Here is a 17,398-nt window from a genome sequence, read left to right as displayed (position 1 = left end):
CCTGGCGGCCTTAGCGCGGCGGTCCCACCTGACCCCATGCCGAACTCAGAAGTGAAACGCCGTAGCGCCGATGGTAGTGTGGGGTCTCCCCATGCGAGAGTAGGGAACTGCCAGGCATCCATACAGAAAAGCCCCCTGCTGACGCAGGGGGCTTTTTTACGTCTGTCGATCGCTGAAATTTACCCTTAAATTTGCTTTAACCTGCCTTTTTACCACCTGATCTTTGCCTCTTACGCTTTGTTTGCCGTTTTTAGCTGTAACATTTTCATTTATCGCATGAAGACTCGACATCATCATATCGCCAGGTTATGGTTAGGCATCTGGATGTCTAAACGTATATACGGTTGTAAAGAGGAAAGCCGCACATGCCAATCAGGGTTCCCGACGAATTACCGGCAGTAAATTTCTTGCGCAATGAGAACGTCTTTGTGATGACCTCATCGCGCGCCAGTGTTCAGGAAATCCGTCCGTTAAAAGTTTTGGTGCTCAATCTGATGCCGAAAAAGATCGAGACGGAAAACCAGTTTTTGCGACTGCTCTCCAACTCGCCCTTACAGATCGACATTCAGCTGCTACGTATCGACAGCCGCGAATCGCGCAACACGCCGATGGAGCATCTCAACAACTTTTACTGCAACTTTGATGATATTCAGCACGATAATTTTGACGGACTGATTGTCACCGGCGCGCCGCTTGGCCTGGTAGATTTTAACGATGTCGCTTACTGGCCGCAGATCCAGCGCGTGCTGCACTGGGCGAAAGAGCATGTAACCTCAACGCTTTTTGTCTGCTGGGCAGTGCAGGCGGCGCTGAATATTCTTTACGGCATTCCCAAGCAGACGCGTCAGAACAAACTGTCGGGCGTATATGAACATCATATTTTGCATCCCCACGCGCTGCTGACGCGCGGCTTTGACGATAATTTTCTCGCGCCGCATTCGCGCTATGCCGATTTCCCGACGCAGCTGATCGCGGATTATACCGACCTGGAGCTGTTCGCCGAATCTGAGCAGACCGGCGCCTATCTGATGGCCAGTAAAGACAAACGTCTGGTTTTTGTTACCGGCCATCCTGAATATGACGCGCTCACTCTGTCAGGCGAATACCACCGGGATTACGAGGCGGGCCTGCAGCCGGAAGTGCCTTTTAACTATTTCCCCCAGGACAATCCGGAACTGCCGCCGCGCGCGACCTGGCGCAGCCACGGCAACCTGCTGTTCTCCAACTGGCTAAACTATTATGTTTACCAGATTACGCCATTCGATCTGCGCCGCATGAATCCTACGCTGGAGTAATCCCGCAGCAGGATCGCTCGCAAAAGTTTTTACGTCCCAGCCGCGTATTCGTCGCGGCTTCCTCCCTTATGAAAGTTATGCCAGTATGACGCGCTGGTATTTTAGCCAGCAGACTGAGCTGAATGAGGCAAGAGTGAGCAACAGAATCGAAGCGCTGCATCAGCAGCTCGCGCAACGCATCATGGTGCTGGATGGCGGCATGGGCACCATGATCCAGAGTTATAAACTGGACGAGCACGATTTTCGCGGCAGTCGTTTCGGCGACTGGCCCTGCGATCTTAAAGGCAACAACGATCTTCTGGTGCTCAGCAAGCCCGAGGTGATCCGCGAGATCCACCACGCTTATCTGGAAGCGGGCGCGGATATTCTGGAAACCAATACCTTCAACGCCACCACGATCGCCATGGCGGATTACCAGATGGAAGCGCTCTCGGCGGAGATCAACTACGAAGCCGCCCGGCTGGCGCGCGCCTGCTGTGACGAATGGACGGCGAAAACGCCGCATCGTCCGCGCTACGTCGCTGGCGTGCTTGGCCCCACCAACCGCACCTGTTCGATCTCGCCAGACGTGAACGATCCCGCTTACCGCAACGTCACCTTCAACCAGCTGGTAGAGGCGTATCGCGAATCGACACGCGCGCTGGTTGAGGGCGGCGCGGATATCATCATGATCGAAACGGTATTCGATACGCTAAACGCCAAAGCGGCGATCTTCGCTGTGCAGACCGAGATGGAAGCGCTGGGCGTCAACCTGCCGCTGATGATCTCCGGTACGATTACCGATGCCTCAGGCCGCACGCTCTCCGGCCAGACAACGGAAGCCTTCTACAACTCACTGCGCCACGCCGAACCGTTGTCGTTTGGCCTCAACTGCGCCCTTGGCCCGGATGAGCTGCGCCAGTATGTGGCAGAGATGTCGCGTATCGCCGAATGCTACGTCACGGCGCATCCTAATGCCGGGCTGCCCAATGCTTTTGGCGAATACGATCTTGATGCCGACGTGATGGCCGACCAGATTGGCGAATGGGCGCGCGCCGGTTTCCTCAACATTATCGGCGGCTGCTGCGGCACCACGCCGCAGCATATTAAGGCGATGGCGGATATTGTCGCAGGCGTTGCGCCGCGCAAACTGCCTGAGCTTCCGGTTGCCTGTCGCCTCTCCGGGCTTGAGCCGCTCAACATCAGCAGCGAGACGCTGTTCGTCAATGTGGGCGAACGCACCAACGTCACTGGCTCGGCTAAGTTCAAGCGACTGATTAAAGAAGAGAAGTACAACGAAGCGCTGGAAGTTGCGCTGCAGCAGGTACAGAGCGGCGCGCAGGTTATCGATATCAATATGGATGAGGGAATGCTCGACGCCGAAGCGGCGATGGTGCGTTTCCTTAACCTGATCGCCGGTGAGCCGGATATTGCGCGCGTGCCCATTATGATCGACTCCTCAAAATGGGAAGTGATCGAGAAAGGTCTGCAGTGCATCCAGGGTAAAGGCATCGTTAACTCGATCTCGATGAAAGAGGGCGAGGAGATCTTTATCCACCATGCGCGGCTGGTACGCCGCTACGGCGCGGCGATGGTGGTAATGGCCTTTGACGAGACGGGCCAGGCGGATACGCGCGCGCGCAAAATCGAGATTTGCCGCCGCGCCTATAAAATCCTTACCGAGCAGGTCGGCTTTCCGCCGGAAGATATTATCTTCGACCCGAATATCTTTGCGGTCGCCACCGGTATCGACGAGCACAACAACTACGCGATGGACTTTATCGGCGCCTGCGAAGATATCAAGCGCGAACTGCCGCATGCGATGATCTCCGGCGGCGTCTCTAACGTCTCCTTCTCCTTCCGCGGCAACGATCCGGTGCGCGAAGCCATTCACGCCGTGTTCCTCTATTACGCTATCCGCAACGGTATGGATATGGGGATCGTCAACGCCGGGCAGCTGGCGATTTATGACGATCTGCCTGCCGAACTGCGCGACGCGGTAGAGGACGTGATTCTCAATCGCCGCGCTGACGGCACCGAGCGTCTGCTTGATCTGGCGGAGAAATATCGCGCCAGCAAAGGCGACGGCGCAGAGGATAAGCAGCAGGCGGAATGGCGTAGCTGGGACGTGGTGAAGCGTCTGGAGTACTCGCTGGTTAAAGGCATCACCGAATTTATCGAGCAGGATACCGAAGAGGCGCGTCAGGCATCAGCGCGTCCAATTGAGGTGATTGAAGGCCCGTTAATGGCGGGAATGAATGTGGTGGGCGACCTGTTCGGCGAAGGAAAGATGTTCCTGCCGCAGGTAGTAAAGTCGGCGCGCGTCATGAAGCAGGCGGTGGCTTACCTTGAGCCCTATATTCAGGCCAGCAAAGAGGCGGGCCGCAGTAACGGCAAAATCGTGCTGGCCACGGTCAAAGGCGACGTGCATGACATCGGTAAGAATATTGTCGGCGTCGTGTTGCAGTGTAATAACTACGAGATTATCGACCTCGGCGTGATGGTGCCGAGCGACAAGATCCTGAAAACCGCCATAGAGCAGAAGGCGGATATTATCGGGCTGTCGGGTCTGATCACGCCGTCGCTGGATGAGATGGTCAACGTCGCCAAAGAGATGGAGCGTCAGGGCTTTACAATACCGCTGCTGATTGGCGGCGCGACGACCTCGAAGGCGCATACCGCCGTGAAGATCGAGCAGAACTACAGCGGCCCGACGGTTTACGTGCAGAACGCCTCGCGCACCGTCGGCGTGGTGTCATCGCTGCTGTCGCCGACGCTGAAAGAGGACTTCGTGGCGCGTACGCGTAAAGAGTACGACACCGTACGTATTCAGCACGCGCGTAAAAAACCGCGCACGCCGCCGGTTTCGCTACAGGTGGCGCGCGATAACGCAGTCCATATCGACTGGGAAAGCTATACGCCGCCGCCGGCGCATCGTCTCGGCGTCAGCGAAATATCGGCCGGCATCGATACGCTGCGCAACTACATCGACTGGACGCCGTTCTTTATGACCTGGTCGCTGGCGGGCAAATATCCGCGCATTCTTGAAGATGAAGTGGTAGGCGAAGAGGCGAAGCGTCTGTTTGCCGACGCTAACGCTATGCTGGACAGCCTCAGCGCGCAAAAAACGCTGACGCCGCGCGGTGTGGTAGGCATCTTCCCGGCCAACCGCGTCGGGGACGATATTGAAGTTTACCGCGATGAGAGCCGCCGCGAGGTGATTGCCGTCAGCCATCATCTGCGTCAGCAGACGGAGAAAACCGATTTCCCCAACTACTGTCTGGCGGATTATGTCGCGCCGAAGTCGAGCGGCAAGGCGGACTATCTGGGCGCTTTCGCCGTGACCGGCGGCCTTGAGGAGGATGCGCTGGCGGAGGCGTATGACGCGCAGCACGACGATTACAACAAGATCATGGTTAAAGCGGTGGCCGACCGTCTGGCCGAAGCCTTCGCTGAGTATCTGCACGAGCGGGTGCGTAAGGTGATCTGGGGCTTCGCCGCCCATGAGAACCTGAGCAACGATGAGCTGATCCGCGAAAATTATCAGGGCATTCGTCCCGCGCCGGGCTATCCGGCCTGCCCGGAGCATACCGAGAAAGCGGCCATCTGGCAGCTGCTGGATGTGGAAACCCATACCGGCATGAAGCTCACCGAATCCTTCGCCATGTGGCCTGGCGCGTCGGTTTCAGGCTGGTACTTCAGTCATCCCGACAGCCGCTATTTCGCAGTGGCGCAGATACAGCGCGATCAGGTGGAAAATTACGCGGCGCGTAAAGGTATGGCGGTAAGCGAGGTAGAGCGCTGGCTGGCGCCGAACCTGGGGTATGACGCGGATTAAAAAAGGGCCCGAAGCGGGTGACGGTAGCCGATCGCAAAGTTGTTTCTGCTCGCTCCGCGCAGAGACGCACCTCATCCCTGAGGTGCGTCCCTGAACGGGCCAGCGCGCTGCGTTGTTCAAAACGCGCCTGGCGTTTTAGCCCCGGCGCGTTCTGCTCCTTTCAGCCGCTTTAGCTGCGGTGCCCTCTGCCTGATTAGTTAAAGCGCGCGTCGCGATCGGACGTCAGGTCATAAAGCTGATACTTACGGCCCAGCATCTGTCCGCCGTCACGCGTCAGCGGCACCCAGTTGACCTGCGCGCGGCCGCGCGTCGGCGTAACGGTAAAGAGATCCAGTGGAATCGACAGATAGAAACCTTTGGTGAAATCCCCTTCGCCATACTGCTCTGACGACACGTTGGTTTTGGTGGCATAGACGCCAACCATTACGCCGCTGTCGAAGCGCTTCGAAACGTCAAGCGTGACGCCCTTGTCCTTCGCCAGATATTGGCCGACGCTCGCCTTCACCAGCAGATCCTGCATAAACCACGGCCGCCAGTAAGCCGTAACATGGCCAGTCGGCGCCTTGTAGTTGGTGAACTGCATCATGTTGTCCCAGTCGCGCTGGCGCACATAGTTGGCGTCAACGCCAAAGGCCCAGTTGCTGTCGACCGGACGGTAGAGCAGCTCGCCGCCGACGCCGCCATACATCGTCTCAAGGTAACCGCCGTACATCTGGCCGTAAAAGCCGTTGCCGAGGTAGCCCATGTAGTTGGCCTGCAGATCGTTTACGTAGACGTTGTTCTCGACATAGTCGCGGATATGGGTACGCACGCGCGGCAGGGTGGAGTCGGCGGGCGCGCCGTTATAGTTGAACTTGTCGTAGTTATTGGCGAGGTTGCCGAACAGGCTGCCGCCCACCAGCAGATGATCGGTAAACCAGTAATCCAGGTTGCCCATCACGCCGACTTGATACATGTAAAAGCTTTCCGGTCCGCCGACCGACTGGTTCAGCACCGGCGACAGGCTGTAGTTGAGCCGCTCTTTACGAATAAAGAATCCCTGCTCGGTCTCGCCCGCATCAACCGGGTTCTCACGCGTCTGGCGCAGCGGCTGCTCCTGGCCGAGCGGATACCCTTCCAGCTGATTGCGCAGGCTGCTTACGTCGGTGCGCGTCGTTACCTGCGGCATATTGAAGCGCGACTCGGTGACCTCGATGGTCTCGATGCCTGCCGGCAGATTATTCATGATGATGCGGTTGGCGCGATCGACCCCTTCACGCGTATCACGATATTTAGTCTGCTCGCCAGAGACAAACAGCGTGCTGCCCCTGGTCTGAATGCGCGGCCCGTTCAGCCCGGCGTTGTACTTCAGGTCGGTCAGCTGGCTGGCAACAACGGTCGGCTCCAGCATGCGCTCCTGCGGATGAGGGCGGTAATCGGGCTTCGCGCTGTCGATATGCGCCTGATGCAGATCGTTGAAGTTGGTGCGCACCGTCACGCCGAACATAAAGGTATTGCCGCGCTCATAGCTGGCGTTGATATCAGCCCAGTCGGTGACGCGGTAAATCGCGCCAACGTTGACCTTGCTGCGCTGGTCGAGCCTGCCAGCGAAATCATCCTGATAGTTGTTGCCTTCATACTCCAGCTTAAGGCGCAGCGGCTGCCACGGCGTCTGATACTCTACGCCGCCGAAGAGCGCCGACGGGCCGTGAAACATCTGCGAGCCGTTGATCGAGCCGGCTTCGCCCACGCCGGGACGCTGACAGTAGCTGTCGCTGTAGGAGCAGAAAGGGTTTTTAACTGTGCCGCTGTTGCCGAGGTAGCCCCAGCCGAGTCCGAGCGTAAAGTCGAAAGGCCCCCAGGCTTTGCTCGCCACCAGATATTCGCTGTCGAACAGGCCGGTGCCGCCGAGATCGCGCGTGCCGAAAGCGATTTCCGGCAGCCAGTAGCTCTCTTTCAGCAGGCGCAGCTTGAGATCGAACGCCTTGTCCTTGTAGCTCTGGTTGCCGCTGAAACTCTCTACGGCGCTGTAGCGACGCGTGCGGACGTCGGTATAACGCACCGTGGTCTCCAGCCAGGGCAAGAGCTGCAGCGAGGCGGAGTAGTAGCGGTACTGATCGTTGTCGCGAAAGTTAAGGCTGAACTCACCCTCGCGTGCCATACGCGCAGTCGGCACCTGCAGCAGACCGACGCCGCCGAAATCTGACTGTGACGGCCCCACCGGATCGGGAAAGGTATCGGCCTGCGCCTGGCATGCGGCGGCCACGGAAACAGCCAGCAGGCTGAAAAGAAGTCGTTTATTCATCACTCTGGCACCCGGTGAGTCAGAACAGAAATCATGCGCTGGTTCAAATCGTCATGCGCGGCAGGCAGGCTCCATGAGGAGAAGCCAAGCCAGATAATGCTGCCGGGCGCGACCTCCGTATGACGCTGGTTCCAGTAAGCCACCGGCACGCGCTGCGTCTCACCGGCGGGTGAGATCACCGTGGCGTAGCTGTTTTCCGCGCCGGAAAGATGCTCGTGTCCCGCCAGATAGCCGCGTACCGTCTGGCCAGGCTGCCAGCTGACCTTGCCTGCGCCGCTTAGCGCGCCCAGCAGCCATACGCTGTCGGACTGCGGCGTCAGCCAGAGATCGTAACGGCCCTCAAGACGACGGTTGGCGTCGGAATGCAGACGGATCCAGTCAGGATCGAGCGAGACGAACTGGCGGCCCGTTACCGCGATCGCGCTGAGCTGGCGCGCGACTTCGCCGATGGCGGCGGCGCGATCGCCGCTGTTTTGCGCCTGCCAGGCGCGCAGATCCGCCAGCGTTTGCTGCTGCTGTCGCTGCGCGATGGCGCTGGCGTTTCGTTCGGCGATTACCGCGCCGTCCCACCAGGCTTTGTCGATAAGCGCAGGCTGCGTTACCAGCTGCGCCAGGTTCTGTACGTTGTCGAGCGTGGCGCTGCCCTGCGCGGTATGCACCGTCACCTGTCCCGCCGCCCACGCGGCGCTGCTGCCGGCCAGCATCAGCCCGGCCAGCAAAGAGAGTGTTGTTTTCATGATTTCGCCGGCTTCAGAAGGGTAGTGGCAACAGGGAAGTCGTCCGCAGCCAGCATCTGGCGCGCCTGCACCACTTCGCCGCTGCTGTTATCGATCCAGAAGGTGTTTTCCCAGGCGCGGCCGGTGGCCGCGATGCGCGCCTGCTCGGTCCAGACGCGACAGACGACGCGGCGGCCCGCCAGTGTCAGCACCTCATCAGTGCCGCGCGCGAAGCGGGAACTTACGGCAGCGGCGCGCGTCTTGCCGTTTTCGGTCCACTGCACGATACGCGTCCAGTTAGCGCCGTCGCGCAGATGCAGCGCGTCCGCCAGCGGATCCTGTGGCAGATTACTGACCTGCTGCAGGTTATCCGGCAGGCCCAGGGTTTTCACCAGGCGGCCGTGGCGGGTCACCAGCATGGCGTTATCCTGAGTAATCCACTTCTGCTGGCCGTTTTCGTTATAGCCCAGCACGACGAAAATCTGCGGGCCTTCATTAATACGGGCATAGAGGCTGGCATAGGGCAGATCGGCGATCTGCTGGTCGGTTTTAACCACGTCATCGGGGCCAGACACCGCCATCATGACGGTCTGTTCCAGCCCTTTTTGCGTCTGCGTGCAGGCCTGCAGCAGCAGGCAAGCCAGCAAAAAAGGAAGTTGGCGCACTGTGTGTCCCTGTAAAAGAAGCCAAAGCAAAAAATAACCACACGACTGTGTGGTTATGTTTAAAGGTGCTACATCAACGAGTGGTGCTCGTTGTGGTCGTGGTTGTTGTACCGGTATTCGCACCGTCACCACCGCCAGAGGCAGCGATGCCGACACCGACTAATGCGCCGAGCGCGCCGATACCGACAGCGGTTGAGGTACCGGCGGAGATTGCTCCCGCCTGCGCGCCCGCTGCGGCACCCGCTTCTTCCGGGGCGGCAAAAGCCACGGAATGCGCTGCGACGTATAGTACGGCTGCTCCGGCAACCATGATTTTTTTCATACAGCTTGTCCTGCATTGAGTGAATGAAGGATGTACCCATTTCGGGCGCGTTCAGTATAGGGCAACAAATTACCAGAGTTCAGCGTGGGAAAAAGCGGTGGGAAAGGGTGTTAGTTTTTGGCTAAAAAGGAGACTAAACAGCGATAACCCCTTTTTTCTTCGCAATATTTACGGCAGGACGGAATTAATTGCTGTCATGGAATTAAATGCAAAGCGTTTTTTACTTTTTTAGTAATAAATGGGACGGAAACGCTATTATCAGATTTTGCCTGGCGAGCTAAAAATAAAATTCCTTTGAAAAACAGCGGCAAGAGAAAAGGTGAAGAGGAAATAAGGGCCATTTTAAACGCGAGAAGGGCGGAGTTTTTAACTGCATCTTCAGAGCAATCTCAACTCAATTTAAGAATTATCCCGTCTGGCTTGCGCATATTATCGACGAAAAAGCGTTTATTTTCTTCGCTGCGGCAATAAAAAGGCGGCCGCATGGCCGCCATAAAGAGATTCAGCGCTAATTAACGCCAGGACTTATAGCGATTAATTAAGCCATTAGTGGAACTGTCGTGGCTGTTAATCTCCGCGCTGTTTTCCAGTTCAGGCAGAATACGGTTAGCCAGCTGTTTGCCTAACTCTACGCCCCACTGATCGAAGGTGAAGATATTCAGGATAGCGCCCTGAGTGAAGATCTTATGCTCGTAGAGCGCAATCAGCGCGCCGAGGCTATAGGGCGTAATCTCGCGCAGCAGGATTGAGTTAGTCGGGCGGTTACCTTCGAACACCTTGAACGGCACAATGTGCGCGACCGACTCAGCGGATTTACCGGCATCGGTAAACTCTTTCTCTACCACGTCGCGTGACTTGCCGAACGCCAGCGCTTCGGTCTGGGCGAAGAAGTTAGAGAGCAGTTTCTGGTGATGGTCCGCCAGCGCGTTATGGGTGATAGCCGGCGCGATAAAGTCGCAGGGAACCAGCTTGGTGCCCTGATGGATCAGCTGATAAAACGCGTGCTGACCATTGGTGCCCGGCTCGCCCCAGATAATCGGGCCGGTCTGGTAATCCACCGGATTGCCGTCGCGATCGACGTACTTACCGTTAGATTCCATATTGCCCTGCTGGAAGTAGGCCGCGAAGCGGTGCATGTACTGATCGTAGGGCAGGATCGCTTCGGTCTCGGCGCCGAAGAAGTTGTTGTACCAGATGCCAATCAGCGCCAGCAGCACCGGCAGGTTCTGCTCGGCTGGCGTCGTGGAGAAGTGCTGGTCCATCGCATGCGCGCCGCTCAGCAGCTGTTCGAAGTTGTCGAAGCCGATAGAGAGGATAATCGACAGGCCGATGGCCGACCACAGCGAGTAGCGTCCGCCGACCCAGTCCCAGAACTCAAACATATTGGCGGTGTCGATGCCAAATTCGCCCACCGCTTTCGCATTGGTGGAGAGCGCGGCGAAGTGCTTCGCGACATGCTGCTGATCGCCAGCGGTTTTCAGGAACCAGTCGCGCGCGCTATGGGCGTTGGTCATGGTTTCCTGGGTGGTAAAGGTTTTTGACGCCACTAAAAACAGCGTGGTTTCCGGGCTGAGATCTTTCAGGGTTTCTGCGATATGCGTGCCGTCCACGTTAGAGACGAAGTGCATATTCAGGTGGTTCTTATAAGGGCGCAGCGCCTCCGTCACCATAAACGGGCCGAGATCCGAACCGCCGATGCCGATATTCACCACGTCAGTGATCGCTTTGCCGGTATAGCCTTTCCACTCGCCGCCGATAATGCGCTCTGAGAAGTGCTTCATCTTCTCCAGCACCGCATTCACTTCCGGCATCACATCTTTGCCGTCTACCAGAATCGGCGTGTTGCTGCGGTTGCGCAGCGCAACGTGCAGTACGGCGCGATCTTCGGTGCGGTTGATCTTCTCACCGGAGAACATCGATTTAATGGCGCCGCTCAGGTCGGTCTCTTTCGCCAGCGCCTGCAGCTTGTCCAGCGTTTCCTGGGTGATGCGGTTTTTCGAGAAATCCACCAGCATCTGGTCGTCAAAGGTGGCGGAGAATTTAGCAAAACGATCGGCATCCTGAGCGAACAGCTCGGCGATAGTCACCGATTTCATCTGCTCAAAATGCTGTTGCAGCGCTTTCCAGGCTGCGGTTTGGGTCGGATTGATATTTTTCATGGCAACACTCTTGTTGATTTAAGAACCGTCATTCCATCGTGGGTAACCACACCCATATAGCGTTTCAGTATGACAACTGTATCCACTGAAAGGAAAAATTTTGTCGGCGTTATCACCTTTGCGCCTGGCGTCAGCAATCTCCGCGCCTGAAAGCGCGCGCCGCTTCAGCCTGTCGCCGCGGGGATTTTCAGACCAGGCGGCGCGTATTGTGCCGCTAACTTAGCGTCTGAACCTTGTGCCGAATCAGAATAAACTGGTGCCGGGCAGGCCATTTAACGCTCAGAGCGCAGCAAATCGCTGACAGACGTAGACAGCAAGCTTATGACCCGGTATTTTTATGCGGCTACTTGCGCACCTGTGCGCAAGCCAGAAGAGGCGCGTCGCCCAGGCAGTGTGTTGGAGGAACCGTATCCGGGGATAACACATCAGGGGGAGCGACGCCGAGGTGGTCAACACACGGAGTGTTGCCTGTCGGCTGCAGGGGCTGAATCCCCTGGGTTGTCACCAGAGGCGTCCACAGTCGGTCGCTTCGCAAGGTGAAGTGCTTCTGGGTGACTCGTCTCCTGATCTTGTCTGCCCAATTCTGCTCTTCCCTTGTGCCAAGGCTGATACAATGTCTCCCGTCCCATACACGCGGGAGAAGATAACCTGACACGAGGTCGTACATGTCTCAAACTCTGATCGTGGCGAAATTTGGCGGCACCAGCGTTGCCGATTTCGATGCTATGAACCGCAGCGCCGATGTGGTGCTGGCCAATGCTGACACGCGTCTGGTGGTGCTCTCTGCATCAGCGGGCGTGACCAACCTGCTGGTCTCGCTGGCGGAAGGCCAGGAGCAGGCGCAGCGCGCTTACCTGCTGGACGAGATCCGCCGCATCCAGTATGCGATTGTCGAGCGTCTGCAAAATCCCGCCGTTATCCGTGATGAAATCGACCGCATGATCGAAAACATCACCATGCTTTCCGACGCCGCCTCGCTGGCGACCTCTAACGCTCTTACCGACGAACTGGTCAGCCACGGCGAGCTGATGTCTACGCTGCTGTTCGTAGAGATCCTGCGCGAGCGTCAGGTCGAGGCAGAGTGGTTCGACGTGCGTAAAGTGATGCGCACCAATGACCGTTTCGGCCGCGCCGAGCCGGAGATCGCGACGCTGGCCGAGCAGGCCGCCGCGCTGCTGAAGCCGCGTCTGGATCAGTCGCTGGTGATCACCCAGGGCTTTATCGGCAGCGAGCAGAAGGGCCGCACTACCACGCTGGGACGCGGCGGCAGCGACTATACCGCTGCACTGCTGGGCGAGGCGCTGAAAGCGGCGCGCGTGGATATCTGGACCGACGTGGCGGGTATCTATACCACCGATCCGCGCGTTGTCCCGTCCGCCAAGCGTATCGACGATATTACCTTCGAAGAGGCGACCGAGATGGCGATCTTCGGTGCAAAAGTGCTGCATCCGGCGACGCTGCTGCCGGCGGTGCGCAGCGACATCCCGGTGTTTGTTGGCTCCAGTAAAGATCCGGCCGCTGGCGGCACGCGCGTCCATCGCGAAACTGCCAACCCGCCGCTGTTCCGCGCGCTGGCGCTGCGTCGTCGCCAGACGCTGCTGACGCTGCACAGCCTGAACATGCTGCACTCGCGTGGTTTCCTCGTAGAAGTGTTCACGATTCTGGCGCGCCATAATATTTCCGTCGATCTGATCACCACCTCGGAAGTGAGCGTGGCGCTGACGCTCGACACCACCGGCTCGACCTCAACCGGCGACAGCCTGCTGACCCAGGCGCTGCTGACGGAGCTTTCGTCGCTCTGCCGCGTCGAGGTGGAAGAGAATCTGGCGCTGGTGGCGCTGATCGGCAACAACCTTTCCAGAGCGCGCGGCGTCGGCAAAGAGGTCTTCGGCACGCTGGAGCCCTTTAACCTGCGTCTGATTTGCTACGGCGCCAGCAGCTACAATCTCTGCTTCCTGGTGCCGGGAGAAGATGCGGAAAGCGTAGTGCGCGCGCTGCATAAAAACCTGTTCGAATAAGGATCCGCCCGGCGGGATCGGATCTCTCTGGTGCGATCCACCGCCTTTTAGCGCATAAGCCAGCGTATCTCCGGCACTAACTTGCGGATCGGCAGCAGTCGATCCGCATTTTCCTTTCTGGCCCTTACTCCGCCTTACGCTCCGATAACGAAATGTTATGATCCCGGTCCGCCGACGCACCCGTTCCTGCGTCGCGTTTCTCTGTGGCATCTGCTTAAAAACACAACATTCGAAGAAGGAAGTCCGGCTATGCTCGCCAAATTAACCCGTCTGTTCCCGCTCTGGGCCGTGTTGCTCTCCGCCGCCGCCTGGTATTCGCCCGGCGTCTTTCTCGGCATCGGGCCATGGGTCACCTGGCTGCTGATGCTGATTATGTTTAGCATGGGCGTAACGCTTAATATCGACGATTTTAAGCGCGTGCTGGTGCGCCCGGCGCCGGTTATCGCTGGCACCTTTTTGCACTATCTGGTGATGCCGCTCGCCGCCTGGGGGCTGGCGAAGCTGTTCCACATGCCGCCCGATCTCTCTGCGGGCATGATTCTGGTGGGTAGCGTAGCCAGCGGCACCGCCTCTAACGTGATGATCTATCTGGCGAAGGGCGACGTCGCGCTTTCGGTGACTATCTCCTCGGTTTCCGCGCTGGTGGGCGTTTTCGCCACGCCGCTGCTGACGCGTTTCTATGTCGATACGCATATTCAGGTGGATGTCGTGGGCATGCTGCTCAGCATTGTGAAGATCGTGGTGATCCCGATTGGCCTGGGGCTGATCATCCACCACAGCCTTACCGGTCTGGTGCGCCGCGTGGAGCCTTACCTGCCCGCTTTCTCTATGATCTGCATTCTTTTGATCATCAGTGCCGTGGTGGCGGGCAGCCAGGGTTTTATCGGATCGGTCGGGCTGGTGGTCATCGCCGCCGTGGTGCTGCACAACGCCATCGGTCTGCTGGGCGGCTACTGGGGCGGCAAGCTGTTCGGCTTTGACGAGTCGACCTGCCGCACGCTGGCGCTGGAGGTAGGGATGCAGAACTCCGGTCTGGCGGCGACGCTGGGCAAACTCTACTTCTCGCCGCTGGCCGCGCTGCCGGGCGCGCTCTTTTCCGTCTGGCACAACCTTTCCGGTTCGCTGCTGGCTGGATACTGGTCAGGCAAACCGATCGACAAGAAGTAATTCAGCGGGGGCCGCGCGCCCCCGCTTCACTCATAATCCCGCTCGTCCTCCGGCTGCTCCAGCACCGTATAGGCCACGCTGCACAGCAGTGAATTAAGGCGCTTCATATCCCCCAGCAGCCCCAGATGCAGCGAGCTGGTCTCAATGCTCTGGACGTTCTTTTGATGCAGCCGCTCGACATGCGCATGCGAGAAGCGGCGAATCAGAATGCGGAAGCGATGTTTAGCGCGGCGCAGCCGTTTCGCGCTGGTGATGTCGCGGGAAAGAAACACCGACAGGCTGAGGCGCAGGTTCGCCAGCAGCTGTTCATGCAGCGTCTCTAACTCCTGTATGCCTTCCGGGGAGAAAGCGCGGCGCGGCATCAGCGCCTTATCCGCGACGTCGGCGCTCATGCGCTCAATAATGTCGCCCGCCTGCTCAAGATTTAACGACATTTCGATAATTTCGCCCCAGCGGCGCGAATCCTCCTCCGAGAGATCCTCTTTCGGCATACGCGCCAGGTAGAGCTTGATGGCGGTATAGAGTACGTCCACATCATCATCCAGCCGTCGCACCGTACGCTCTTCGCGTACTTCGCCATGCACCACCTTGCTGAACGCCTCCAGCATCATTTCCAGCACGTCGCCGATGCGCAGCGCCTCGCGCGCGGCGTTGACCAGCGCCAGCGCGGGCGTATCCAGCGCGCTGCGGTCAAGATGGCGCGGTTTGAGCGTCATATCCGCTTCAGCATCATCATTGATCAGGCGAGTACAGAGCCGCGCCATCGGTTCGGCGAAGGGCACCATAACCAGGCAGCGGATCAGGTTGTAAAAGACGTGGAAGAAGATCACCAGCTCTTCGTCATTGACCGGCATCTTATCCAGCCAGGGCGCCAGCAGATTGACAAAGGGCAGCATCGCCAGCGAGCCGAGCAGCTTAAACAACAGGCTGCCGAGCGCCACCCGCTTGCCTGCGGCATTGGAGCCGCTGGCGTTGAGCATCGCCAGCAGACCGCTGCCGAGATTAGCGCCGATGACCAGACAAAGCGCCACTTTAAACGAGATAACGCCTGCGGCGGTCAGCGTAGCGGTAATCAGCACCGCCGCCAGGCTGGAGTAGCTGATAATGGCGAACAGCGCGCCGATCAGCGCATCCAGCATGATATCGCCGGTCAGGCTGGAGAAGAGCACCTGCACGCCCGCCGCCTGGGTAATAGGTCTGGCGGCGCTGACGATCAGCTGCAGCGCCAGCAGAATCAGCCCCAGTCCAATACTGGCTCGGCCCATCTGCCCGACGCGCGTCTGCTTGCGCGACAGAAAGAAGATGACGCCGAAAAAGATAAACAGCGGTGACAGCCAGGAGAGATCGAAGGTCAGAATACGCGCCATGATGGCGGTGCCGACGTCGGCGCCCAGCACCACCACCAGCGCAGGCGTCAGGCTCATCAGCTTCTGCGCCACGAAAGAGGTAACCAGCAGCGTGGTGGCATTACTGCTCTGCACCAGCGTCGTCACGCCGATGCCCGCCAGAAACGCCATAGGTTTCTTTTCAATGCTGCGGCTGAGCACGCGGCGCAGATCGGCGCCAAAGACGCGCATAATGCCAGAGCGCACGATATGGGTGCCCCAGACCAGCAGGGCGACGGCAGAGAGAAGATTGAGCAGGGTCAACACGTCATGCCACTCCATAACCGTCAGGCTAAAAAGCAGCAGAGAGCCAGCCTGACGGAAAGAGCAGTCTGCAAAGCGAGCCGTCGGGCGAGGCGCAATTTTTCCTGAGTTTTAAGCGACCTGCGCACGCTGCCGACTCTTTAACTGTAGACCAGTTCTCTGAGACAAGCGGCTGATTAATACAGGCTTCTTAATCGCAGCGGCAACGAGGGCAGAGCAGGGTATCTTGTGATCTGCATCACATTACAGCATGATGGCGATCTTTTACGGAAAGCCATTATAGAGGCCAGTCATGAACGTTAAACCTACCGGCGGTCAGTACATCGCACTGGCGCTGCAATGGGTGCTGAATCTGGGGCTGCTGGCGCTGGCGGTTATCCTGGCGGTGTTTCTTGGCAAAGAGACGCTGCACCTTGCCAACGTGCTGCTGAACACCGGCGAACAGGCGTCATCCTATCTGCTGATTGAGGGAATTGTGATCTATTTCCTCTACTTCGAATTTATCGCCCTGATCGTAAAGTACTTCCAGTCGGGCTATCACTTTCCGCTGCGCTATTTTGTCTATATCGGCATTACGGCGATCATTCGACTGATTATTGTCGATCATAAAAATCCCTTCGATACGCTCTGCTACTCCGGCGCCATTCTGATCCTGGTCGTGACGCTGTGGCTGGCCAACAGCAACCGCCTGAAGCGCGAATAAACGTCGCCAGGTGTGCCCGCCGCGCCTCTGCGCTACACTGTTGCCCTCAAAATTGACGGGAGTGGTGATATGTCGCAAGAGGCGCTCAGCTTATTACGCGCGCTCAACTGGCTGCCATCCACGCATCCGACGCTGACCGCGCCGCTGCTGGACTGGCTGATGGAAGAGGACTCCATGACGCGCCGTTTCGAGCAGCACTGTCAGGAAGTGACGGTGCGGCCGATGCGCGAAGGCTTTATTAACGCCGATGAGCTTACCGATGAAAGGGCGCTTCTGCCGGACGATACGCGCTTCTGGCTGCGCGAGATCGTGCTGTGCGGTGACGGCGAACCCTGGCTGATTGGCCGCACGCTGGTGCCAGAGAGCACGCTCAACGGCCCGGAGCAGATGCTGCAACAGCTGGGAACGCGCCCCCTTGGCCGCTATCTCTTCTCTTCTTCGACCTTAAGCCGCGACTTTATCGAACCTGGCAGCGTCGGCGCGCTCTGGGGACGGCGCTCGCGGCTGCGGCTGTCGGGCAAGCCGCTGCTGCTGACGGAACTGTTTTTACCTGCCTCGCCGCTCTATCGCGACCTGGCCTGAGGAAGATTTAACGTGCAAAAG

General features: G+C 58.4%; 12 protein-coding genes, 1 rRNA gene and 1 riboswitch. Of the genes, 7 read left to right on the top strand and 6 right to left on the bottom strand.

The genetic code is table 11. The annotated features are described in order from the left end of the window. The 3 genes from rrf (at window position 1) to metH (ending at window position 5,112) form a co-directional block, all read left to right on the top strand. A 5S ribosomal RNA gene (rrf, locus tag MHZ89_RS13185) occupies window positions 1-116 on the top strand. A gap of 249 nt (window positions 117-365) precedes the next feature. Beyond that, complete coding sequence (gene metA, locus MHZ89_RS13180) at window positions 366-1,295, top strand: homoserine O-succinyltransferase (protein ID WP_311783343.1); 930 nt, start codon at window positions 366-368, stop codon at window positions 1,293-1,295. Between the two features lie 133 nt (window positions 1,296-1,428). Then, a complete protein-coding gene (metH, locus tag MHZ89_RS13175; RefSeq protein WP_311783342.1) occupies window positions 1,429-5,112 on the top strand; it encodes a methionine synthase in 3,684 nt (1,227 codons plus the stop codon). A gap of 193 nt (window positions 5,113-5,305) precedes the next feature. On the opposite strand, the gene MHZ89_RS13170 is transcribed toward metH, so the two are convergent. From MHZ89_RS13170 to pgi, 5 genes are all read right to left on the bottom strand, one after another. Continuing rightward, entirely contained in the window at window positions 5,306-7,396 is a 2,091-nt protein-coding gene (locus MHZ89_RS13170) for a YjbH domain-containing protein (RefSeq protein ID WP_311783341.1), read from the bottom strand. Next, on the bottom strand, window positions 7,396-8,133 hold the full coding sequence (locus MHZ89_RS13165; protein ID WP_311783340.1) for a capsule biosynthesis GfcC D2 domain-containing protein: 738 nt from the start codon (window positions 8,131-8,133) through the stop codon (window positions 7,396-7,398). The genes MHZ89_RS13170 and MHZ89_RS13165 overlap by 1 nt, the downstream gene beginning before the upstream one ends. Further along, on the bottom strand, window positions 8,130-8,777 hold the full coding sequence (locus tag MHZ89_RS13160) for a YjbF family lipoprotein (RefSeq protein WP_311783339.1): 648 nt from the start codon (window positions 8,775-8,777) through the stop codon (window positions 8,130-8,132). Before MHZ89_RS13160 ends, MHZ89_RS13165 begins: the two co-directional genes overlap by 4 nt. A gap of 73 nt (window positions 8,778-8,850) precedes the next feature. Further along, window positions 8,851-9,099, bottom strand: a complete 249-nt coding sequence (gene yjbE, locus MHZ89_RS13155; RefSeq protein ID WP_033749135.1) for an exopolysaccharide production protein YjbE — start codon at window positions 9,097-9,099, stop codon at window positions 8,851-8,853. 512 nt (window positions 9,100-9,611) lie between these two features. Further along, window positions 9,612-11,258 (bottom strand): glucose-6-phosphate isomerase, encoded by a 1,647-nt coding sequence (pgi, locus tag MHZ89_RS13150; RefSeq protein WP_126689161.1) that lies wholly within the window; start codon window positions 11,256-11,258, stop codon window positions 9,612-9,614. A 362-nt stretch (window positions 11,259-11,620) separates the two neighbouring features. After that, window positions 11,621-11,813, top strand: a riboswitch (Lysine riboswitch). Window positions 11,814-11,923: 110 nt separating this feature from the next. Here pgi and lysC point away from each other — a divergent pair. Together lysC and panS are read left to right on the top strand one after the other, a co-directional pair. Beyond that, on the top strand, window positions 11,924-13,276 hold the full coding sequence (gene lysC, locus MHZ89_RS13145) for a lysine-sensitive aspartokinase 3 (protein WP_120455142.1): 1,353 nt from the start codon (window positions 11,924-11,926) through the stop codon (window positions 13,274-13,276). A gap of 249 nt (window positions 13,277-13,525) precedes the next feature. After that, window positions 13,526-14,443, top strand: a complete 918-nt coding sequence (gene panS / locus MHZ89_RS13140) for a ketopantoate/pantoate/pantothenate transporter PanS (protein ID WP_120455145.1) — start codon at window positions 13,526-13,528, stop codon at window positions 14,441-14,443. Between the two features lie 26 nt (window positions 14,444-14,469). Here the strand turns inward: panS and MHZ89_RS13135 are convergent, their stop codons facing one another. Further along, a complete protein-coding gene (locus MHZ89_RS13135; RefSeq protein WP_311783338.1) occupies window positions 14,470-16,095 on the bottom strand; it encodes a Na/Pi cotransporter family protein in 1,626 nt (541 codons plus the stop codon). 289 nt (window positions 16,096-16,384) lie between these two features. Between MHZ89_RS13135 and psiE the strand changes: the two genes are divergently transcribed. Continuing rightward, on the top strand, window positions 16,385-16,795 hold the full coding sequence (gene psiE, locus MHZ89_RS13130; protein ID WP_120455146.1) for a phosphate-starvation-inducible protein PsiE: 411 nt from the start codon (window positions 16,385-16,387) through the stop codon (window positions 16,793-16,795). Window positions 16,796-16,864: 69 nt separating this feature from the next. Beyond that, window positions 16,865-17,377, top strand: coding sequence for a chorismate lyase (gene ubiC, locus MHZ89_RS13125; RefSeq protein ID WP_311783337.1), 513 nt, complete (start codon window positions 16,865-16,867; stop codon window positions 17,375-17,377). The last annotated feature ends 21 nt before the right edge of the window (window positions 17,378-17,398 follow it).

The organism is Pantoea sp. ACRSB, assembly GCF_022346905.1.
Lineage (GTDB): Bacteria > Pseudomonadota > Gammaproteobacteria > Enterobacterales > Enterobacteriaceae > Pantoea > Pantoea piersonii.
This window is presented reverse-complemented; position numbering and strand designations above follow the sequence as displayed.